The sequence below is a fragment of the Paenibacillus sp. FSL A5-0031 genome (assembly GCF_001956295.1).
Lineage (GTDB): Bacteria > Bacillota > Bacilli > Paenibacillales > Paenibacillaceae > Pristimantibacillus.
The window spans coordinates 9,863-31,308 of record NZ_MRTD01000021.1 but is presented as its reverse complement, the minus strand read 5'-3'; the positions used below and the strand labels follow the sequence as shown (position 1 = coordinate 31,308).

The following is a 21,446-nucleotide window of genomic DNA, read 5'->3' as shown; positions in this document are numbered from 1 at the left end:
TATGAATAAGAGAATTATCGTTACTGGCGGAGCCATTATTAAAGATGAAGCTGGAAGAATATTGTTACAGAGAAGATCAGACTACGGAGATTGGGGTCTGCCTGGCGGCGGAATGGAAGCGGGAGAAAAAATTGAAGAAACGATGATAAGAGAGGTGCTGGAGGAAACAGGTCTGCATGTAACAGAATATGATTTGTATTCCATTTATACTGGTCCCAATATGCAGTATCAATATCCTGATGGCAATGAAGTTGTATTCGTCATGTTTATCTTCAACGTGGCGGTAGATTTAACAGGTAAATTAGCTGAGGATGGTAAGAATGTACTGCATACGGATAGCAATAATGAGTCGCTGCAGTTGGTTTTTACGAAGTTGGAGGATATCGATATTGAATGTATTAGCAGCGTGCAGAAGCAGCTGTTTAGTGATCTATTAAATCATAAAACGGATATTTTGCGAGGTTGATGATTGAACTTTCTTTTTGTTGAAATAGTTAGAATAAATTATAAATTTTAGGAGTTGTTATTGGTGGAAAATAATAGTGTAAACTTGGTTCATTTGAAAGGACCATCATTGGTTTTTTTAGTAGCCGATTTACAAGATTCCGTTCATTTTTATGAAGAAATAGGATTTACTTCAGAAAATATCGGCGGACACATCCATATGAACTACGGAGATGTGACCTTTATTCTACACGAAGCTAAATTGAAAAGTGATATTCGGCCCAATTCGTCAGTAGAAGGCGGACTTTATTTTGATGCTTTCTGCTACACGAATCCAGAGGGATTAAGACAGTTACATAAGTTGTTTATTTCAAAAGAAGTGAAGATTGTGCAAGGACCGCATTGGTCAGATGGATGGAGTGAGCTTACCATTGTCGACAATAACGGTTATCGTATTGCTTTTGGCGGCTGAGCATTGTTTTTTAAGTCGATGTGCCCGATCTTAAAAGCCTTGATTTGAATAATGGCATAAAGCCATGTCATTAATCGAAGTATGAGATAAATTTGAAGCGTTGAGAAATAGTTTGGGCAGTTTTTGCCTAGAGTTGACTATGAAACGTTTTTTACCTTTGAGCGAGACAGCAGTGAAGCTAAAATAAATGTATAACTTTGTTAAGGAGCTGCTGCAATGCTTAATAAAAACGAGCTTATCTCATCATTATTATTAATGGCCAAAGAATGGGGTTTAACGGATATTACGCCTCATGTGCTTAGTGAGGGTGGAAATTTAATTATTCATCTAGCTCCTTATCCCATTGTGGCAAGAATAGCGATTGTTCTCTCTGAAGCAGATGGAGAGTATGCATACAAGATACAGGATCGAGAGCTGCTTGTAGCGCGTTACCTTCATTCGAAGAATGTCCCTGTGCTGCTGCCAACTAGCCTTGTTGATGCGGGTCCTCATAACGTGGCAGATACATGGCTGACACTGTGGGCTTATGTCCCTCCTGCAGCCTTGCAACCTCCATCACCGAAGGAAGCAGTTGATCTTATTAACAAACTTTCTAAGGCAATGAAGGACTTCGAAGGTGATGTTCCTATGCTTGGCGTTTGGGAGCGCACTTGTCAATCAGCACAAAGATTAAGACAAAACCCCGATGAACGAATACAAGCATTATTGCAGAAGTTTCATAAATGGGATAAGCAGATGCGGAAGGAGCTAGGCCTGTTAGTACCCAGTCATGGAGATGCCCATGCAGGAAACCTGATACCGAGCCCGGAGGGCTGGTTATGGATGGATTTTGAGGATATATCATTAATGCCCTACTACTGGGATTTGGCCTCCTATGTTGGCAATCTTGTTTTATTTGGTGGAACACAAGAGCCAACTTTCACATGTATGCTGAATCATTCTGATATTGTTTCTGACAAAAAGACTTTTGGTTTTGCAGTTTCTGCACGCATACTGATGTCTACCTTAGGCAATCTGGATTTTGCTCTCGCAGGGCATGGCGATCTGGAATTTGCGACGAAACAACTTGAATTAGCTGAACCCATTTTGCAGCAGATAGATCTATTAACAGGTGAGACTCTCAAAGGGGAATAGATTCGATGAGCAACGATCAATTCTACTCTATAGGCCAAGCGGCAAAGATATGTAATATCGCTGTTCAAACACTGCGCTTTTACGACAAGATCGGCTTGGTCATACCCAGCCATACGGATAAATCCACTGGTTATCGGTATTACTCCAATTACGAACTTCTTTATATTAAAATCGTCCAAGACATGAAAACATTGCAATTTTCGCTTGATGAAATAAAAGCTGCTTTAAAAGATGGAAGCTTAAGCAGTTTAGTAGAGAAGCTTGAATTAAAACGAAGAAACACGATTACTGAAATAGAACAATTAGAGCAGCTTGTACAATTAATAGGAAAGAGATCGGAACAAATCAATTATTTGCTGGATTTAGGCGATGAGCTTAAAAACCTTGATGTGTTAGTGGAATTAAAACATTTGCCGGAGCGGCTTATCCTATCTGATCGCAGCAGATCAGCGTGCGGGATGGAAGCATCGGTTGTGAAGTTTACACGATTATTTCAGCAGGCGGAAGCAAACGGATTAATTCCGAAGCAATTGATGACGATTTACCATGAAAATATTTTGACATTTGATCGAGAGGATTCTGATTTGGAGTTTTGTATTTCTACTGACGCTATTGGTGCTCAAGCTCTTAAAGGTTATGGCCGAATCATCCCTGAAGGCGAGTATATTACAGCTCTTTATTGCGGAATTCCGAACGCCGAATCGTGCAAACGGATTTACAGCAAGCTGCTCGCGTGGATGGAGAAGCATAACTACATCGAAGCGGGTCCATCGATTGAGCTGTATTTGGTTGATATGGCTCAAATGATGAAGCCGGAGGAGTTTATTGTGGAGCTTCAAGTTTCTGTTCGAAAAGCGTTGACCCTATAGTTACTATAGGGTTTATATTGTTTTTATTCGCCAAATGGGGAGGAAAAAACAATATGAATGTGATTTTCGGAACGGGTCCGTTGGGTATGGCCGTCATGAGGGAGCTTGTTGCTCTTGGAGAACCTGTCAAAATGGTTAGTTTGAGCGGGAAAGCGACTGTGCCTTCAGCGGTGAGTGTAAAGCAAGCGAACGTAATGAATGAGGATGAGACAAAGGCCATAATGAAACATGCAAAGGTTGTCTTTCAGTGTGCGCAGCCGCCATATCAGAAGTGGCATGAGTTGTTTTTACCTTTTCAGGAGCATATCATATCGGGAGCTATAGCTGCAGGAGCGAAGCTGGTCGTTGCCGAAAATGTATATATGTATGGGCAGGTTAATGGGAGCATGCATGAAGGATTACCGTACACAGCCGTGACTAAGAAAGGGAAAGTACGCGCAGACATGTCTAATCGTCTGCTGCAGCTCTATCAAGAGGGGATACTGCAGGTGACGATGGGACGAGGAGCGGATTTTTTTGGACCGAATGTTCACCATTCTTCTGTTGGTTCACGGTTGTTCAAGCCGATAGTGAAAGGTAAAGCATGCACGGTTATGGGGAATCCGGATAAGAAGCATACGTATACGTTTATCGATGATTTTGGTAAAGCGCTCGTTGTGTTAAGTCAACATGAAGATGCATATGGCCGCGCCTGGCATGTTCCGAACGATGCTGCGGTTACAACAAGAGAATTTATTGAAACAGCTTATCGACTTGCTGGATTCCCTGCAAACATTCAAACCATGGGGAAAGCGATGCTTCGAATAGGGGGATTGTTTATACCGGCAGCGAGAGAAAGCATCGAAATGCTGTACCAGTTCGAAAATGATTTTATTATTGATAGCAGTCTATTTTCAGAGAGGTTTGGCTTGAAGGCTACGCCCTTAGAGGAAGCTATAGCAAAAACATTGGAATCGACGGTAGTGTAGAGGTTTTGCAGGTGTGATTACAGGACGTAAGGCCTGCTAATACTCAAGGAAGATTTATTCATACACGACTGCTGTCGTCATTCCTCCCAGCGAAAGCGTCATATTATTACTAACATGATGCGGGAAATGACAGTGCAGAGGCCAGCGACCCGGATTATCAGCGATAAACTCAATATCTCTCGTGGTACCTGACGAAATTAGTATTGTATTTTTTTTAAGACGATTTTCTATTGCAATAGAATTTCCATCCGCTGCAGTCTCATAGAATTGATGTCCGTGAAAGTGAATCGGGTGATTCATCATTCCAATATTCCCGAATCTTATTCTAACGCGGTCACCCTCGTTAACTGGTAATAGGGCTGTATATGGAAAGCATTTTCCGTTTATAGTGAAAAAATTACTTTCATGTGCAAAAGGGTCAATTTCGTAGTTTCCATTTTTTAAAACCCCAGGCTCCAAGCCCATTAGTTTAAATGCTCCCAGCATAAGGTAATAATCTTTTTGTATGTCCTTTTTGCTTTCATTGGGATCAAGGATAATAAAACCTCCTTCTAACCCTAGCATATCCTGAACTACACTGTAAAAATGCGAGTGATACATATGGGTACCAGGAGCGTTGGTGATTTTAAAATGGTAATCAAAATAATGGCCTGGATCAATTTTAGGTGAAGGTTCGATTTCTGGCACACCGTCCATTCCATTTGGAACATCTAAACCGTGCCAGTGCACACTCGTAGGCTGAGGTAATTTATTATGTACTCTAAGACACACATAGTCTCCGGGATATACACAGATCGTTGGCCCCGGAGACATTCCATTATAACCCCATGCATTCACATAAATTCCGGGAAGTATTTCGCTCTTTACAACTTCTGCAACAAGATTAAAATACTTCACTCCATTTTTTTCAGTGAAGGGCAGATTTGGAATGTTTGGTGTAATGACCACATTCATACCTCCAAAATATATTCTTAAATCATTGTATGAATGGATAATAAAGATTAGTGCTGTTAGATAAGATCTGATTATGTGTTTCCCGGAGCATATACTTGTTTGCCCGTGACAATTCAGAAAGTACCCCATAGAGTAGCCATACATATAGACAAGTTGTCTCTCGATCGAATAAGCTGAAAGAGATGTATCCATATCTAGAGCCCCGAGAGCGGGAAGTGAAACAAAAAGATCAATGTATAACCATCGTTAAAGAGCTAATGACATTACAGAATGACGCTTTTTCTATGTTAAAAGACATTTATGCGGAGGACAATGATGATCAAATATCCGAGGTTTGAAGAAGGAGCAACGATAGGCGTGACGGCACCATCGCATGGGGTTTCTGCTTCTATGCATGATTCGTTTAAGCTGGCTTGCAGTCGTATGGAGACGAAAGGGTATTCAATCATTTGCGGGGAGACAGTTTGGACGCAAAATAAAGCCAAATCATCGCCTGCCCAAAAACGAGCGGACGAGTTTAATGAAATGATGAGCAGTGATCACATTGATATCGTCATTCCTCCATGGGGAGGCGAGCTGTTGATTGAGATGCTTGAATATATTGATTTTAACCGCTTAAATGATAAATGGATAATGGGCTATTCAGACATAAGCGTGCTGCTATTTGCGACTACGTTAAAGACAGGCATAGCGTCTGCACATGGTGCTAATTTATTTGATCTAAGAGGCGAATATTCGGATGAGACGACAGCCATGTGGCAACCGGTTTTATCAACTAAGGCAGGAGAATCTATCATTCAATATTCGTCTAATAAGTATCAAAAAGAATGGCAGCACGATAATCCAACCCCTTATGTGTTTCATTTGAACGAGCCTACATACTGGAAATCGACCTCCAACCAACAAGTGAAGACCGAGGGACGTTTACTTGGAGGCTGTATTGACGTGATCAGACATTTAGTCGGCACACCTTATGGTGATGTATCCGCTTTTCGAGAGCAGTTTATCGATGGTGAGCCTATTTTGTGGTACCTCGAAAATTGTGAGTTATCGACCGTAGATTTACGCAGATCACTGGTTCAAATGAAGCTGGCGGGCTGGTTTGAGCAGAGCCCATGCATTTTGTTCGGACGGAGTCCAGCAAATCAACCCGTAGACGGTTATACCGTTGAAGATGTGTATCAAGAGCTCGCTGAAGAGCTTCAAATTCCGATCATTTATGATGTGGATTGCGGGCATGTTCCTCCTCAAATTACGCTCATAAACGGTGCTTATGCCGAAGTGGAAGTTAATGAGGGTAAAGGTATAGTCAAGCAGTTTTTTAAATAGTGGTAAAAGACAAAACAATTCTATTTGCACTATAGTGCTGATCCTAGAATTAAGAGAACGTAGCAGCAGTATTTCAGCAGGGGTGAGTCCGTCTTTCGAAAGCAATGGCCTAAAGCTATTTGCGATCGGGAGGACGGATTGGTTCAATAAAAGTAAGCGTTTACACATGCTCAATTAGCATGATGAAAATTCACAAGCAAGGATGGGTGATCAGGTTGGAAAATACGACAAGCAAACAAGACCTTCATCAACGTTATATTGCAAATGCGAATAAAGCGCTTCAAGAAAATGTGAAAATGATTGATACAACATATCGGCTTCATTATCATATGATGCCGCCAGCAGGCTGGATGAATGACCCGAACGGCATGATTTATTTTGAGGGACATTATCATCTGTTTTATCAGCATGATCCCTATCAATCGAAGCAAGGTCCGATGCACTGGGGACATGCTAGAAGCAAGGATTTAGTTCACTGGGAGCATCTGCCTATTGCGATAGCACCCTCCGAGAATTATGACAAAGCAGAGTTTGGCGGACAGGGCTGTTGGTCAGGAAGCGCAGTAGATAACAACGGCGTTTTAACGTTAATTTATACGGGACATGTTGATGGCAAAACACCGGAAGAGGTCCAAGCTTTAGCGACAAGCACTGACGGTGTGACGTTCCACAAGTATGCTGCTAATCCGGTGATCGGTGATTCACCTGACGCGCAGCGGTTCGGATTCCGTGATCCGAAGGTGTGGAAGCATGAAGATAAATGGCATATGGTCGTTGGTTACGGCAAAGACGGACTTGGCAAAGGGTTAATTTATACGTCGAGCGATCTGCTGAGCTGGGAATATCAAGGTGCTGCGGCGCAGAGTGAGGGTACGATGGGGGATATGTGGGAATGTCCAGATCTATTCCCGCTTGGAGAAGGCAATCAGCATACGCTGCTCATCTCCCCGATGAATATTGCACCAATCAAAAACTTGTATTTGTCAGGGACGTTCGATTACGCAAGCTGCCGCTTTGAGAGACAGCAGATGGGACAAATCGATTATGGATTTGACTTTTATGCGCCGCAAACGCTGCTTGATGATCGAGGCAGAAGAATAATGATCGCATGGATGAACATATGGGGAGCGACGATGCCCGAGCAAGCGCATGGCTGGCTTGGCGGAATGACGCTGCCGCGCGAATTGACGTTAGCAGCGGATAGTACGGTGCGAAGCAATCCAGTGCCGGAGCTTTCCGTGCTGCGTGGACAACAGGTTTCGGCGACTGATGTAGCTCTATCAAGCAACGAATTTGTCAAAATAGAAGGCGTCCATGGAGACTCTCTTGAAATGGATATTGTATTTGATCTGGCTGGAACGGAAGCAACAGAAGTAGGTATTCGTGTACGCAGCTCCGAGGATGGGACGGCCTATACTGAAATTAGCTATTGCATAAGCGAACAAAAGATTTGTATGGATCGTAATCTCGGCGGTGAAGGCGATGGCGGAGTTAGCGAGGCGCCGCTTCAGTTGTCTTCAGACGGGCGTTTGCAGCTAAGACTGTTTCTTGATCGCTCCTCTATTGAATTGTTTGCAGGAGAAGGCAGAGTCGCTATGACCAATCGGGTTTATCCGAGATCAGAAGATATAGGTATCTCTTTCTTTGCTCGCGGCGGAGACGCGCTGCTTCAAACCGTGAATGCTTGGCAGCTGCGCTCGATTTGGTAATGAATGTTGATAATGTTGATACCGTAAAAGTCTGAGGATTGGACGTTGTTACGCGTGGCGAGTTGTTGATGGATTTCACACTTTGCTTAAAAGATTTGGTTAACACGTTTCAGTCAGTTGGTTTGTGATTTTGTCTGCAATCTTCCAAAGGGCTGTTCCAAGCGTAGTTTTATCTACGCCTGGGACAGCCCTACTTTATTTTGACGGAATTTATGCAAAACGATGTCCTCCCCTTATCCAATACACGGCTTACGAATCTAGCAGCTCATATTTAAACCATCCGAAAGGGATTAACATTTTAACGAACTCTAGAATCGTTATTTCGAGAAAAGCAGCTAAAGACACCTTAAAAATCATGCTTTAGCGTTAATTAGATTCGTTAACACGCAAGAAGCCTAGTTTTCTATAGAATAAGCTCAATACAGTTCGTTAGAGAATAAAACAACCCCCTATTTTCTAACACGAAATCGTTTATTATGCGCGAATCTATCACAATAGTGACCATATAAATCAAAAAAAGAGAATTCCACCCCTTATTAACATAAAAATCCCCTTTCTTTCATAGGTGCAATCCAACTACTATAGGTATGAGTTCGAATGGTAAAAAGTATCATTTTTTTGATATTAGTATCAAATTAGTCAGGATGACCACGCTCTTTGATATCAAAATAAGCTAAGCCTTTATAGCATTTTCCCACACCTCTTTCATTGCGCAGCTCTTTTCTAGTAAATGATTTCATTGCTAATCTACATGCTTGTCAGTCTCCCCAACAAGTTAACCCACATGTTATTTTAACTCGAGTATTCAACCCGCATAAGCTATACCTTCAACCAAAAATACTTAGTCGTCTGCCATCAGAAGTTATTAACAAACTATTGTTAACGCTTTCATGTTAACTGAGCGATTTCTTTGTCTTTTTTATTTTAAAATTTGTAATAAATACAAATAAAAGTAACTTTAAGGTTGTGTTAAAGCACTATTGTTTATCGGTATATTAACCAAATTCACTATTCTATGAGGAGTGTGTTATTTATGTTTAGAGAAATTCACAAATCCAAAATTCACCGTGCGGTCGTTACGGAAGCAAATTTGAATTATGTAGGCAGCATCACGATTGATCAAGATATTTTAGACGCATCCAATATTTTAGAGAACGAGAAAGTACAAGTTGTAAATATCAATAACGGCGCGCGGTTGGAGACGTATGCGATCACAGGCCCAAGAGGCTCAGGCATGGTTTGTCTAAATGGAGCGGCTGCGCGAATGGTTCAGCCAGGAGATCTCGTTATTATTATTTCCTACGCCATGATGGAAGATCATGAAGCGAGGGTGTACAAGCCCGATGTGGTCATTATGGATGAGAATAATCGGATTGTGACGGACAAGTATCAAGAGCTGCACTCTACAACGGTATAATGCCACAGACAAAAAGTAGGGGGAGTTATATGAATATCATCCGAAATCTCTCAGAGGTACTCATTGCAAGCGGAACGAGCGGTGCGGGCATTACGTTCTGCGAGGCGGGTAAGGATCGATTCGTGTCGTATGGACAACTACGCAAGGCAGCGGGAGCAGTACTCGGTCAGCTGCAGGAAAGAGGGCTTGGCCAAGGGCAGCATGTTGTGCTGCAGACCGAAGATAATGAACGATTTCTTGTTTTGTTTTGGGCCTGCCTATTGGGCGGCATGATCCCCGTTCCACTTACAGCGGGACGAACTGACGAAGGCAGGAAGAAGCTTCTTCAAGTAAGCAGCCAACTTGGAAATCCGTATTTGCTGTGCGAGCCAGAAATATGGGAATCTGTTGCAGCTTATTGTCTCAAGAATGAAGAGCATGCCGCAGGACAGCTTCTGCAAAAAAAAATGCTGCCGATCAAGGATGTTTTGGATGAAGCAGCTGCTATAGAGCACCAAGGAACAGTCTATGCGGCAACCGAGGAAGATGTTGCATTTATCCAATTCACCTCTGGTTCTACAGGCGATCCTAAAGGTGTTGTTTTGACACATGGCAACTTACTTTCGAATATGCGGGCGATATTGGAGGGCGCGCAGTCGACCGAGGCTGATTCCTCTTTAAGCTGGCTCCCGCTTACGCATGATATGGGTTTGATCGGATTTCATCTAACTCCGATGCTTGGGCTTATGAATCAATGGCAGATGCCGACCTCGACATTCGTGCTTCATCCGATGAAGTGGATGGAGCTCACGCATCAGCATCGCATTACCTGTCTATCATCACCTAACTTTGGTTATGTTCACTTTCTACAGCATTTTAAACCTGAGAATGCCACCTGCTGGGACCTTAGCTCGGTAAGGCTTATCTTTAACGGAGCGGAACCAGTATCCGCGAGCAATTGCCGTGAGTTTCTCGCACAGATGAAGCCTTATGGGCTTCGAGAACAATGTATATTTCCCGTCTATGGACTAGCGGAAGCAAGCTTGGCCGTTACATTTCCGCATGTGGAGGAGAGCTTGAATACCTTATATGTAAGCCGAAAAGGCTTGAATATTGGGGATGTTATTCAGGATGCTCCAGCAGATGATCCCAATAAAATAGAAATCGTTGAGCTCGGGTTCCCTGTATCCGAATGCGAGCTTAAAATTTGCGACGAGTCTGGCCGGGAAACGCCAGATCGGTACGTTGGACTCCTCCATATTAGAGGGAGGAATGTCACCAAGGGTTATTTTAACCGCCCTGATGTGAATGCCGTCATTCTATCGACAGACGGTTGGCTGAATACCGGTGATCTTGGATTTATGCAAGACGGCAGATTGTATGTGACTGGCCGCATGAAGGATATTATTTTCGTCAATGGCCAGAACGTATACCCGCATGATTTGGAAATGCTGGCAAGTGAAATTAAGGGAGCAGAAATAGGCAAAGTAGCTGTTAGCGCGATTCAGAATGAAGTAACGAAGCAGGATGAGATCGCCGTGTTTATTCAATTTCGAGGAAAGCTTAATGCTTTTGTGCCGCTGAGGGAAAGCGTGCAGCGACTGCTAAATCGAAAAACTGGACTCCAAGTGGAGCTCATTGTACCAGTGAAGCGTATTCCGAAAACGACCTCTGGGAAAATTCAGCGTTACACTCTTGCTGAGAGTATGCAGAGCGGACAATTCTCTTCAGTCATTTCGGAATTGGAGTCGCTGGCAGCGATTATGGAAGAAACAGCTCCCGAGTCGGCTGTTGCAGCTCCTGAAACGGATGCCGAACAGCGCATATTGTCTATTTGGAAAAAAGTGCTGAAGACAGACCGCATTGGAATAGATGATCATTTTCTGGAGCATGGCGGTAATTCACTGCGCGCAGCTTATGTAGCTGCCCAGCTGCAGTCGACGTTTGGCATAAATGTATCTCTAAGCGAGTTGTTTCAGCATCATACTGTTCGGTTGCTCGCCGCTTATGTCGCTGAAGCGGCTGCTGGGGAAGATCAAAGAAATGGCCAGTGCGAAGTGATCTCAAATGGAGGCAAGAGGGATTGGTATCCCGCTACATCTGCTCAGAAGAGATTATTTATTGTTGAGGAAATGAATTCAGGTCTTCTTCGTTATCATCTGCCGCAGCGCATAAGCATTGAGGGGGAGCTGGACCTCAGTAAATTTCAGCAGGTGTGGGAGTCTTTGATCAACAGGCATTCTTCACTACGTACATCATTTGTTATGGACCATGATATCGTGGTCGGTCGAATTGCAGATTCAGTAAAGCTGCCCATTGTTTATACAGACGGGCGCGGTTGGTCAGAGAGTGATATGCAGCACAAAATAAGTGCATTTCTACAGCCTTTTGAGCTATATAAGGCGCCGTTGTTCCGAATAGAGTTAATCACACGCGGTCATAACCGACATCTGATGTTATTTGATATGCATCATCTCATTACGGATGGTACGTCGATGGGGATATTAATCGGGCATTTTGTAGCGATGTATGAAGGGGCTGAGCTGCCTCCAAATTCTTTTCAATACAGCGATATTGCTGATTGGGAGAATAGGATCAGGGCAGAAGATAGGCGCATGAGCAGGCAAAGAGAGTATTGGCGGCAAATGTTCAAGGAGGGAGCGGGGGAGATCGACATCCCCGCAGATTATCGGCGTCCGCTCACTCCTAGCTACAAGGGAGCTATCGAAAAATTTGTACTCGATGCAACCCTTACAGCTAAGCTGGAGCAATTAGCTTTCCGAACAGGCGGTACGTTGTACACCGTATTAACTTCCATTTACTTTATGCTGCTGAGCAAGTACACCGGAGCAGTTGATATGGTAATCGGTACTGCGTCGGCAGGGAGAACAAGGCCGGAGATGGAAGGTATCGTGGGCCTGTTCGTCAATATGGTGCCGCTGCGACTTCGAGCTGGCAAGGAGCTTTCGATCCTTCAATGCTTTGAAGAGATCAATAAACAAATATTGTTATCGCTAGACCATCAGGACGTCCCTTACGAAGAAATTGTAGAGCTGGCAGAGGCAAAACAAGAACATGGCCGTAATCCATTGTTTAGCACCGTATTTACGCTGCACAACATGGAAATTCCACAGTTTACTACAGCGAATGTCACATTCAAGCCTGAGCCGATAGGGACAGGTACAACTAAATTTGATATGACCTGGGAATGTATAGCTTCGGAGGAAGGCATTTCAGTATCTATTGAATATTCCATCGACTTGTACAGTCAAGAAACAGTAAGAGGATTTGCTCGACATTATAAAACATTGGCTGATGCAGCAGTTCAATCCCCCGAGTCGGTTGTTGAGATGCTTCCTATGTTAGACGAGGATGAATGCCAGCTTATTTTGGCAACTAGCGAGTCGAGTCGAGCACCTTACCCTAACGATACTTCGCTGTACCGGCTGTTTGAGAGGCAGGTGGCTCATACACCGCAGCTCCCGGCTATAGTTATGGATGAGGCGACCCTCTCTTACACAGAGCTGAATGAAATGGCAAATGCTCTGGCTAGATGGCTCATCAACCATGGAGTAGTTCCGCATTCACGTGTGGCGCTGCTTCTTCATCGATCCTTTAATATGCCAGTTGCGATACTTGCTGTGTTGAAGACCGGCTCCGCTTATGTGCCAATCGACCCGAGTTATCCTATCGACAGGATTGAGTTTATGCTTGGAGACGCTGATATTTCTACAATGATAGTAGATGCCCAGACAATCCATATAGGCGGCAAGCTTGCTCAAGCTGGGAATAGGCCAGTAGATAAGATTGACATCGATGCTATGAGGAACGAGTGGAGACAGGCAGAGGGACATAATTTGAACGTGGATGTAACAGGGGACGACGCAGCTTATGTGATGTACACCTCTGGTTCCACAGGACGGCCAAAAGGAATTTTAACTACGCACCGAAACGTCATTCGTATTGCTCGGGCTACTGATTATATCCGAATAACGAATGAGGATGCGCTGCTGCAGTTATCGAATTATGCGTTTGACGGATCGACGTTTGATTTTTATGGGGCACTTTTGAACGGCGCAAAGCTCGTCCTTGTGAATGAAAACGATTTGCTTGATATCCATCAGCTTATTTTATTGATGAAGAAACAAAGGGTTACTATATTTTTTGCGACTACAGCTTTGTTTAATGCATTCGTTGACTCTGGACTGACGGACTTGCCTTCCCTTCGTCATCTATTGTTTGGCGGTGAACGCGCGTCAGCCTCGCATATTAGAAGAGCTTATCAGACCGTCGGTTCAGGCGTGCTGCTTCATATGTACGGTCCAACAGAGTCTACTGTTTTCGCTACTTGTTATCCGATTGATTCGATAGAGCAGGACAATGCTGCGATTCCAATAGGCAAGCCTATCGCACATTCAGAAGCACTTGTATTGGATGAAAATGGTGCCTTGCTCCCAGCACTTGTGCCTGGGGAGTTATGTATTGCCGGCGATGGTTTAACACAAGGTTACTTGAATCTGCCGGAGCTTACTGCAAATAAATTTGTTCCCCATCCTTTTAAAGAGGGAACCAAGCTTTACAGGACAGGGGATTTGGTTAGGCGGCTGCCTGACGGTAATCTAGAGTTTTTGGATCGGCTCGACACCCAGGTGAAGCTGCGTGGATTTCGTATAGAACTGGGGGAAATTGAGAGCAAACTGCTAGAGTGTGAGGACGTTAGGGAAGCGGTAGTTATGCTGAAATACCGCAGCGGCGATCCACAGCTTGCAGCCTATATCGTTGCAAATGGTGAGCTTTCCATAGATCGGCTGCAAGCAGAGCTGGGAGCAAAGCTGCCGCAATTTATGATTCCGACAGTCTTCGTGCGGGTGGAGAAGCTCCCGCTCACCTCTAACGGCAAGATTAACAAAAACGCATTGCCTGAGCCTGACTTTTCCAAACTGAGCATCGGAATGGCAGCAGCCTATGTCCCGCCTGCAACCCAAACCGAGATTCAGCTTGCAACCATTTGGGAAATGGTTTTGAAGGTAGAGGCTGTTGGCGTTAATGATCATTTCCTCGCACATGGCGGTCACTCATTGAAGGCTGCAGCGCTTGTGTCGGAAATTTACAAGCAATATCATGTCCGAATGCCGATCAAGGAAGTATTTCTACGTTCAACAGTTAGAGAGCAAGCAGAATGGATTGACAGCGCAGATAAAGAGGCATATGAACCAATAATACCGATAAACATTTCTCGATCTTACCCGTTAAGTCCATCCCAGCAGCGTATTTTTCTCATTGAAGAAATAGCAAACGCGGGTATAGCCTATCATATCCCGCTAGTGCTGCGCTTAACTTGCCATGTTCAGCGAACGGATATGGAACGGGCCATAAAAGGACTAATTGCTTTGCATGAGCCGCTTCGTACATCATTCCAGCTTATTGACGGTGAGGCGCGTCAAATTATACATGAGCATGCTTCGTTCGAGCTTCAAGAGATAAGCGATACAACAATAGATCTAGAGCAACGGTTCTGCAAATTTGCCAAGCCGTTGCCGCTTTCACAAGCTCCGCTCCTTGACGCACGGCTGCTCAGCAGCGCATCCGGAGAAACTTATTTGCTTCTAAATATCCATCATATTATTGCGGATGGCATTTCGGTGAGTCTGCTTATTGAAGAGCTAGTCAAACGACTAGACGGCAAGCGCTTGGAAGAGCCGCATATTCAGTACAAGGACTATGCGGTATGGAGAGCAGGCCAAGGGAATACGGAACGCATGCGGAAGAGCATCCGATATTGGGAGACCGAGTTAAGCGACCCACCTCCGAGCCTCGACATGCCGCTTGACTTCCCGCGTGGGGAACGGCAATCGCTGGAGGGGGAGACGTTTGGATTCCATGTTCCTTCAGAGCTAGCTATTCGGCTTCAATCTATATCCGATACGCTCAATATCAGCTTAAACAGTCTGTTGTTTGCTTCCTACGCTCTGCTTCTCCAAAAGTATACAAGCGGAAATGACTTGATTATAGGTGCGCTAGCGGCAGGAAGATCACATCCTGAAACGGCTAATATGATCGGTATGTTCAATAATTTTCTACCAATTCGCCTTAAAATAGGCGATGGCATGAAATTTGATCAATTTGCGAAGGCGTCACATGATTACCTGCTTGCAGCACTCGAACATCAAGATGTGAGCTTTGACCAGATGATTGAAGCTGCGCAAATGACGATTGATCCCTCACGAAACCCGCTGTTCGATACGATGATGATTTTGCACAACCAGATCGGAAATGATTTGGAAGTGAAGGGTCACACCGTAGGAGTACAGCCTGTACGCGCAGGTAAAAACATGACATCAAAATTGGATTTTAAGCTTGATCTTTATTCTCATGGTGACGGAGGCTTTCGAGCAGAGCTAGAGTTCAATACGCGATTATTCCATAAAGCGACGATGATGAGGCTGGCGGATCATTGGCTAAATGTACTGAAACAAGTGACCGATGAGCCAGGCATGAGATGCTCTTCCCTCAGCTTAATTATGGAGAAGGAAGCGCAAATGCTTCAAGAATGGAATGACACTGCGAGGCCGTATCCCGATAGCCAGACCATTCATGGTTGTTTTGAGGCACAGGTACGCAAGACGCCGGATGCTCCAGCCATTCGATTGAACGAGGGTATGTTTACTTACCGTGAGCTCGATGAACGTGCAAACCGACTTGCTCTGCTGCTCCGTAAGAAAGGTGTTGGAGCAGAGACGATTGTTCCGATTGTTGCAGAGCGCTCTCTTGAAATGATGGCAGCGATTTTAGGCATTCTAAAAGCCGGGGGCGCTTACTTGCCTATCGATCCGCATTTTCCAGAGGAGCGTATTGGGTACATTCTTGAAGATAGCGGAGCCAAGTTATTATGTTCCCAGCACAAATGGATGAACCAACTGCCGTTTAATGGTGAAATTATAGATATAAATGCTGTTGAAGACAAGGGTTCGCATGATGCTGAGGAATGGCTATGGGAGCCTGCAGTGAACGCGCATCATTTGGCTTATGTTATCTATACATCAGGTTCTACTGGAAAACCAAAGGGAGTTATGATCGAGCATGCTGCGGTCATCAACCGTATACATTGGATGCAAGATCAATATCCACTTGACGCGCAAGATGTCATTCTTCAGAAGACACCTATAACATTTGATGTTTCGGTGTGGGAGCTGTTCTGGTGGAGTTTTGCAGGGGCATCTGTTTACTTGTTGGAACCGCAGGGGGAGCGGGAGCCGCAGGTCATGATGAAAGTCATCCGTGAGCAAGCGGTGACGGTCATGCATTTTGTCCCATCTATGCTGGGCGTATATCTCCAGTATGCATCGGAAGTTAAGGCGGACAAGCCTTTCGGAGGTTTGCGTTACGTATTTGCAAGCGGAGAGGCGTTGAAGCCTGCACAGGTGGAAGGGTTCTACAGCCGACATTCTGCAGGCAGCGAAAGTCCACGACTCATAAATTTATACGGACCTACTGAAGCGACCGTGGATGTCAGCGCATATGACTGTGCGAACTATAAGCAAGGATCTGTTCCAATTGGCTCGCCGATTCAAAATATTCGGCTGTACGTTGTGGATGAGCAGCGGCGGCTGCAGCCGATTGGAATTCCGGGCGAGCTCTGCATCGCTGGAGTGGGACTCGCTAGAGGTTATTTGAACCGTCAAGAATTGACAGCGGAAAAATTTGTACCCGATCCTTTTTTTGCTGGGGAACGCATGTACTTGACCGGAGACCGCGCGCGCTGGCTTGCTGACGGTCATATCGAGTATTTGGGTCGATTCGATCATCAAGTGAAGATTAGAGGATTTCGAATGGAATGTGGAGAGATTGAGCATGCGCTGATGCAGCTGGAGGAGGTTTCCGATGCGCTCGTCATGACCGTGAAGGATCGGACGGGAGAGCCAGCCTTATGTGCATATGTGGTTTCTTCTTTTGAACGCAATGAACGTGAGCTGAAGGAGAAACTGAGGGGAACGCTGCCGGAATATATGATTCCTTCTCTGTTTGCCTGCTTGCACTCCTTTCCTCTTAATGCTAGCGGGAAGATAGACCGCAGCCTCCTTCCACAGCCGACGTTTGCTGATTCTATTGGCGGCGCCGATCCGCGCAGTGAGACGGAGCTCCGACTGGCAGAGCTATGGAAGAGCATACTTGGTGTTCGCATCGTACGCACCGGCGATCATTTTTTCCAGCTTGGCGGACATTCGCTGCGCGCAGCGCAGTTAACGGGTGCAGTGGAGCAGCAGTTAGAGGTCATATTTACACTAAAGGATGTGTTCGCCTACCCTGTCCTAGAAGAGATGGCAGCGTTCATTGATAGATCGCCGAAAAGGACTGCTGCATCTATCACAAGGGCCGAGCAGAGGGATGTTTACCCCTTGTCGCTTGCGCAGAACCGACTATTCGTTCTGCATCATATGAAGCCTTCAAGTACAGCCTACAATTTGCCGCTCGCACTCAGTATGCGTGGTGAACTGAACGTTGAGAGATTGCAAGAGGCGCTGCAGCGGCTCATTGATCGTCATGAGCCGCTCAGAACAAGCTTTGAATGGCGCGATGGCGCCCCCGTGCAGCGCATTCATGAGCGAGTAATGGTGCGAGCTGATGTAACAAAAACGGATCAAGTGGATGGATGGAGCAGCATGCAAAAATTCGTTCAGCCATTCGATTTGAGCATTGCTCCGCTGCTGCGCGCTTCGCTTATTACAAATGGCGCGCAAGAGCATTTGCTGATGCTTGATATGCATCATATCGTATCTGACGGTATTTCAATGACAGTGCTGGCGCATGATTTCACCAAGCTTTATGAAGGCGGCACGTTGCTGCCGCTTGAAGTCCAGTACAAGGACGTAGCTGTATGGCAGCAGGGCTTTATGAAGAGCCGCGAGCGGGATAGGCAAGAGCAGTACTGGCGAGAGGAGCTGGCGGGAACGCTGCCGCTTCTGAATTTGCGAGTGGACAAGCCAAGACCAGCCGAACAAAGCTTTAAGGGGAGCAAAATCATTCATGCGCTGCCTCTCTCGTTAATATCCGAGGTAGAGTCATTGGCAGCAACGGCTGGCATGACTAGTTTTCCAATATGGCTTGCTTGTTTTCACGTGCTGCTTCATAAGCTGACGGGGCAAGAGGATCTTATTTCTGGTACACCGATTGGAGGAAGATCCCATCCAGAGACAGCCCCGCTTGTTGGGATGTTTGTCAATACCGTTGCTATACGGAGCCAGCCACCTCGTGAGCACAGCTTTCTTCATTTTGCCCGACAGATCAAGGAGAAGGTGCTTGGTGCGATGCATAATGGGATGCTGCCGTTCGAGCATTGTGTAACCTCACTTGATGTAAAGCGAGACCTGAGTCGAAATCCAATCTTTGATGTCATGTTTGTAATGCAAAATATGGATGTGCCGGCAATGAAAGCTGATGTGCTGCAATTAAAGACGCAGCCGCTGGAGCACGCTGTATCCAAGCTGGACCTGACGTTTGAGCTTGCAATGCGCGAGGATGGTGCAGACCTTACTGTAGAATATGCAACGGATCTATTCGAACAGCAAACAATCAACCGAATGATTAGCTACTATATTCGGATTGTGAAGCAAGTTACGAAAGATACGCATATCTCTTTAAACCAGATAAGATTGCTGACTTCGGATGAAGAAGCCATTCAACTTGTTCAATTTAATGAAACGGCTACCGCTTATCCAAGTCATATGACTGTTGAGTCTTACTTGGAAGCACAAGCTGAGTGGATACCGCATGCTACTGCCCTGATCTATGAGACTGGGGAAATGTCCTATCATGAACTGAATGGGAAGGCTAATCGGCTGGCAAGAGTTCTGAGAAAACACGGGGTGAAGCATGAGGATACTGTAGCCGTCATCATGGAGCGTTCTGTAGACATGATCATTGCGATTTACGGCATATTGAAGGCGGGAGCGGCGTATGTCCCTATCTCACCTGGGCTTCCTGAAGAGCGAGTTCAGTATATGCTGGATGACTCGGGAGCAAAGATTGTGTTGACTCGGGGCTTAGACGGGCAGTTCGGCAACATGTCGCTAGATTCTAAACGATTGAACATAGAGGAAGCGCTGCAGCATGAGCAAAATGATGGACCGTTAGAAAAAATTCATCGATCGCGCAGCTTAGCGTATGTGTTATACACCTCTGGGTCGACAGGACAGCCTAAAGGGGTAATGATTGAGCATCATTCCGTAGTGAATCGCCTTACGTGGATGCAAAACAGATACACGCTTGAGATGCATGATGTGATTTTGCAAAAAACGCCATTCACGTTTGATGTGTCGGTATGGGAGTTGTTCTTATGGAGCTTCTCAGGCGCTAAGCTATGCTTGCTTGCACCAGGCGGAGAAAAGGACCCTGGGGCGATATATGATGCCATTAATAAGTATGCGGTGACTACGTTACATTTTGTACCTTCTATGCTTCATCTGTTTTTGGATTACCCGGGCCTTGTTAACGATAGTAAAAAGCTTGAGAGCTTACGTTATGTTTTTGCCAGTGGAGAAGCGCTTACGGTCAATCAAGTAGAGAGATTCAGAGAGCGAATCGGAGAACCTAATGCTGCGAAGCTCATTAATCTGTATGGTCCAACGGAAGCGACGGTCGACGTGTCCTATTACGAGTGTATTGGGGAACAAAGTTTAACGAGTGTGCCTATTGGCTCGCCTATCGACAATATTTCCTTATATGTGGTCAATGATGTTATGCAGGTTCAACCGGTAGGCGTGGCGGGAGAACTGTGTATTGCGGGAGTTGGCTTGGCGCGGGGGTATTGGAAACGTCCTGATTTGACCTCGGAAAAGTTTGTGAAAAATCCATTCGCAGCTAACGAGCTCATGTATCGTACAGGCGATCTTGCGAGGTGGCTGCCTGATGGCAGCATCGAATTTCTGGGACGAATGGATCACCAGGTGAAAATTAGGGGGTACCGCATTGAATGCGGGGAGATCGAGCATGCGCTTACGGGTCATCCAGACGTGAGGGAAGCCGTTGTCATGAAGCGTGACGGAGCTGCGGCGGAAAGCGCTTTTCTATGCGCGTATGTCGTAACGAGTGATGCAGTCACTACTGCACAATTACGTTATCATTTGGCTAAAACATTACCCGATTATATGGTTCCGGCTGTCTACGTGGAACTGGATCACATGCCGCTTTCTCCAAATGGCAAGGTAGATCGTAAGTCATTGCCAGCACCAGACGAGCGGTTGGATGCAGGCGTGCGTTATGTGGAGGCAGCAAGCGAAACGGAGAAAACCATTTCTATCGTGTGGGGAGAAGTGCTTGGCCGAACCGCTATTGGAACGCATCATAATTTCTTTGATGTTGGAGGAGAGTCGCTGCTGCTTGTCCGTACCCACCAGCGACTGGAAGAGTTGTACCCAGGTTTACTCAAGGTGACGGATCTATTTAATTACCCGACGATTGCCGCGCTTGCAGAATATATTGATTCCCAAAGCAATCTTTCTCGCACTTGGCATTACGCTGGAATTGCTGCAGGCGAGGACTGCTTCAATAACACATACGCTGCGCAGAGGAATGGTTCGTACCAATTTACCCTTGAGGACGATTTAATTGAAGGACTGGCGGAAATGGCATATACGGAGTCCGTGTCCATTACAACCGTTGCACTAGCAATCTATCTGCTCTTCTGGAAGCAGCAGTCAGGCGCTAATGACTTGGTTATACCAGTTGCAACATCAAGGAGACGGCTCACACCTTTAGAGCTTGACTTTAGTACGGTGCTGGAGTTTAGCGAACTAATCCGAGCAGCCGACTCGTTGTTTGACGACACGAAAATTTCCTACGATTGGAATCAAGTGGAGAGAGAGCTTGGGAGCCATAATAGTTCCCGCATAACGCCTTTGTTTGTAGATCGCTCGCGCACCGGTTTCATTTCCGAAAACGAGCTTCTTCATCTCTTCGATATCATTCTCACGTTAGACAGCGGCAGGGGCGGAGCAGGTAAAGGAATGAGCGGTTTATGGGAATTTAATGCACGTCGATTAAAGAAAGAAAAGGTTAAGGCATGGGCTCAGAGCTATATTAAGCTGCTCAGAATGGCCGTTCATCAATTTCAGCAGACTTCTAATGCTAGAGCTGGCGGCAAGCAGTAAGGACAACCCCATATGCAAAGGAGCA

Annotated in this window: 10 protein-coding genes; 9 read left to right on the top strand and 1 reads right to left on the bottom strand. The window is 45.4% G+C overall.

The annotated features are described in order from the left end of the window. Position 1: 1 nt before the first annotated feature. The 5 genes from BK120_RS27950 to BK120_RS27930 all read left to right on the top strand — a co-directional run bounded on the left by BK120_RS27950 (position 2) and on the right by BK120_RS27930 (position 3,887). Positions 2–466: an NUDIX domain-containing protein gene (locus BK120_RS27950; protein ID WP_076270785.1), complete on the top strand. Its 465-nt coding sequence runs from the start codon at positions 2–4 to the stop codon at positions 464–466. Positions 467–529: 63 nt separating this feature from the next. Continuing rightward, positions 530–916, top strand: coding sequence for a VOC family protein (locus tag BK120_RS27945; RefSeq protein ID WP_256711047.1), 387 nt, complete (start codon positions 530–532; stop codon positions 914–916). Between the two features lie 216 nt (positions 917–1,132). Next, the gene (locus BK120_RS27940; protein WP_076270784.1) at positions 1,133–2,050 is read left to right on the top strand and encodes a phosphotransferase family protein; all 918 of its coding nucleotides are present in this window, start codon (positions 1,133–1,135) and stop codon (positions 2,048–2,050) included. 5 nt (positions 2,051–2,055) lie between these two features. After that, positions 2,056–2,919 carry a MerR family transcriptional regulator gene (locus BK120_RS27935; RefSeq protein ID WP_076270783.1) on the top strand — a complete coding sequence of 288 codons (864 nt, stop codon included), beginning with the start codon at positions 2,056–2,058 and terminating at the stop codon, positions 2,917–2,919. 53 nt (positions 2,920–2,972) lie between these two features. Further along, entirely contained in the window at positions 2,973–3,887 is a 915-nt protein-coding gene (locus tag BK120_RS27930; RefSeq protein ID WP_076270782.1) for an NAD-dependent epimerase/dehydratase family protein, read from the top strand. A gap of 54 nt (positions 3,888–3,941) precedes the next feature. Here the strand turns inward: BK120_RS27930 and BK120_RS27925 are convergent, their stop codons facing one another. Further along, complete coding sequence (locus tag BK120_RS27925; RefSeq protein ID WP_076270781.1) at positions 3,942–4,835, bottom strand: multicopper oxidase family protein; 894 nt, start codon at positions 4,833–4,835, stop codon at positions 3,942–3,944. A 321-nt stretch (positions 4,836–5,156) separates the two neighbouring features. Between BK120_RS27925 and BK120_RS27920 the strand changes: the two genes are divergently transcribed. The 4 genes from BK120_RS27920 (at position 5,157) to BK120_RS27905 (ending at position 21,421) form a co-directional block, all read left to right on the top strand. After that, positions 5,157–6,170 (top strand): S66 family peptidase, encoded by a 1,014-nt coding sequence (locus tag BK120_RS27920; protein ID WP_076270780.1) that lies wholly within the window; start codon positions 5,157–5,159, stop codon positions 6,168–6,170. 215 nt (positions 6,171–6,385) lie between these two features. Further along, positions 6,386–7,879 (top strand): glycoside hydrolase family 32 protein, encoded by a 1,494-nt coding sequence (locus tag BK120_RS27915; RefSeq protein ID WP_256711046.1) that lies wholly within the window; start codon positions 6,386–6,388, stop codon positions 7,877–7,879. A gap of 1,033 nt (positions 7,880–8,912) precedes the next feature. Then, the gene (gene panD, locus BK120_RS27910; protein WP_076270779.1) at positions 8,913–9,296 is read left to right on the top strand and encodes an aspartate 1-decarboxylase; all 384 of its coding nucleotides are present in this window, start codon (positions 8,913–8,915) and stop codon (positions 9,294–9,296) included. A gap of 29 nt (positions 9,297–9,325) precedes the next feature. Further along, on the top strand, positions 9,326–21,421 hold the full coding sequence (locus tag BK120_RS27905) for a non-ribosomal peptide synthetase (protein ID WP_076270778.1): 12,096 nt from the start codon (positions 9,326–9,328) through the stop codon (positions 21,419–21,421). The last annotated feature ends 25 nt before the right edge of the window (positions 21,422–21,446 follow it).

Excerpts from the sequence above, each read along its gene's own strand:
- BK120_RS27950 (WP_076270785.1), top strand. The coding sequence starts at position 2 with ATGAATAAGAGAATTATCGTTACTGGCGGAGCCATTATTAAAGATGAA.
- BK120_RS27940 (WP_076270784.1), top strand. The coding sequence starts at position 1,133 with ATGCTTAATAAAAACGAGCTTATCTCATCATTATTATTAATGGCCAAA.
- BK120_RS27935 (WP_076270783.1), top strand. The coding sequence starts at position 2,056 with ATGAGCAACGATCAATTCTACTCTATAGGCCAAGCGGCAAAGATATGT.
- BK120_RS27930 (WP_076270782.1), top strand. The coding sequence starts at position 2,973 with ATGAATGTGATTTTCGGAACGGGTCCGTTGGGTATGGCCGTCATGAGG.
- BK120_RS27920 (WP_076270780.1), top strand. The coding sequence starts at position 5,157 with ATGATCAAATATCCGAGGTTTGAAGAAGGAGCAACGATAGGCGTGACG.
- panD (WP_076270779.1), top strand. The coding sequence starts at position 8,913 with ATGTTTAGAGAAATTCACAAATCCAAAATTCACCGTGCGGTCGTTACG.
- BK120_RS27905 (WP_076270778.1), top strand. The coding sequence starts at position 9,326 with ATGAATATCATCCGAAATCTCTCAGAGGTACTCATTGCAAGCGGAACG.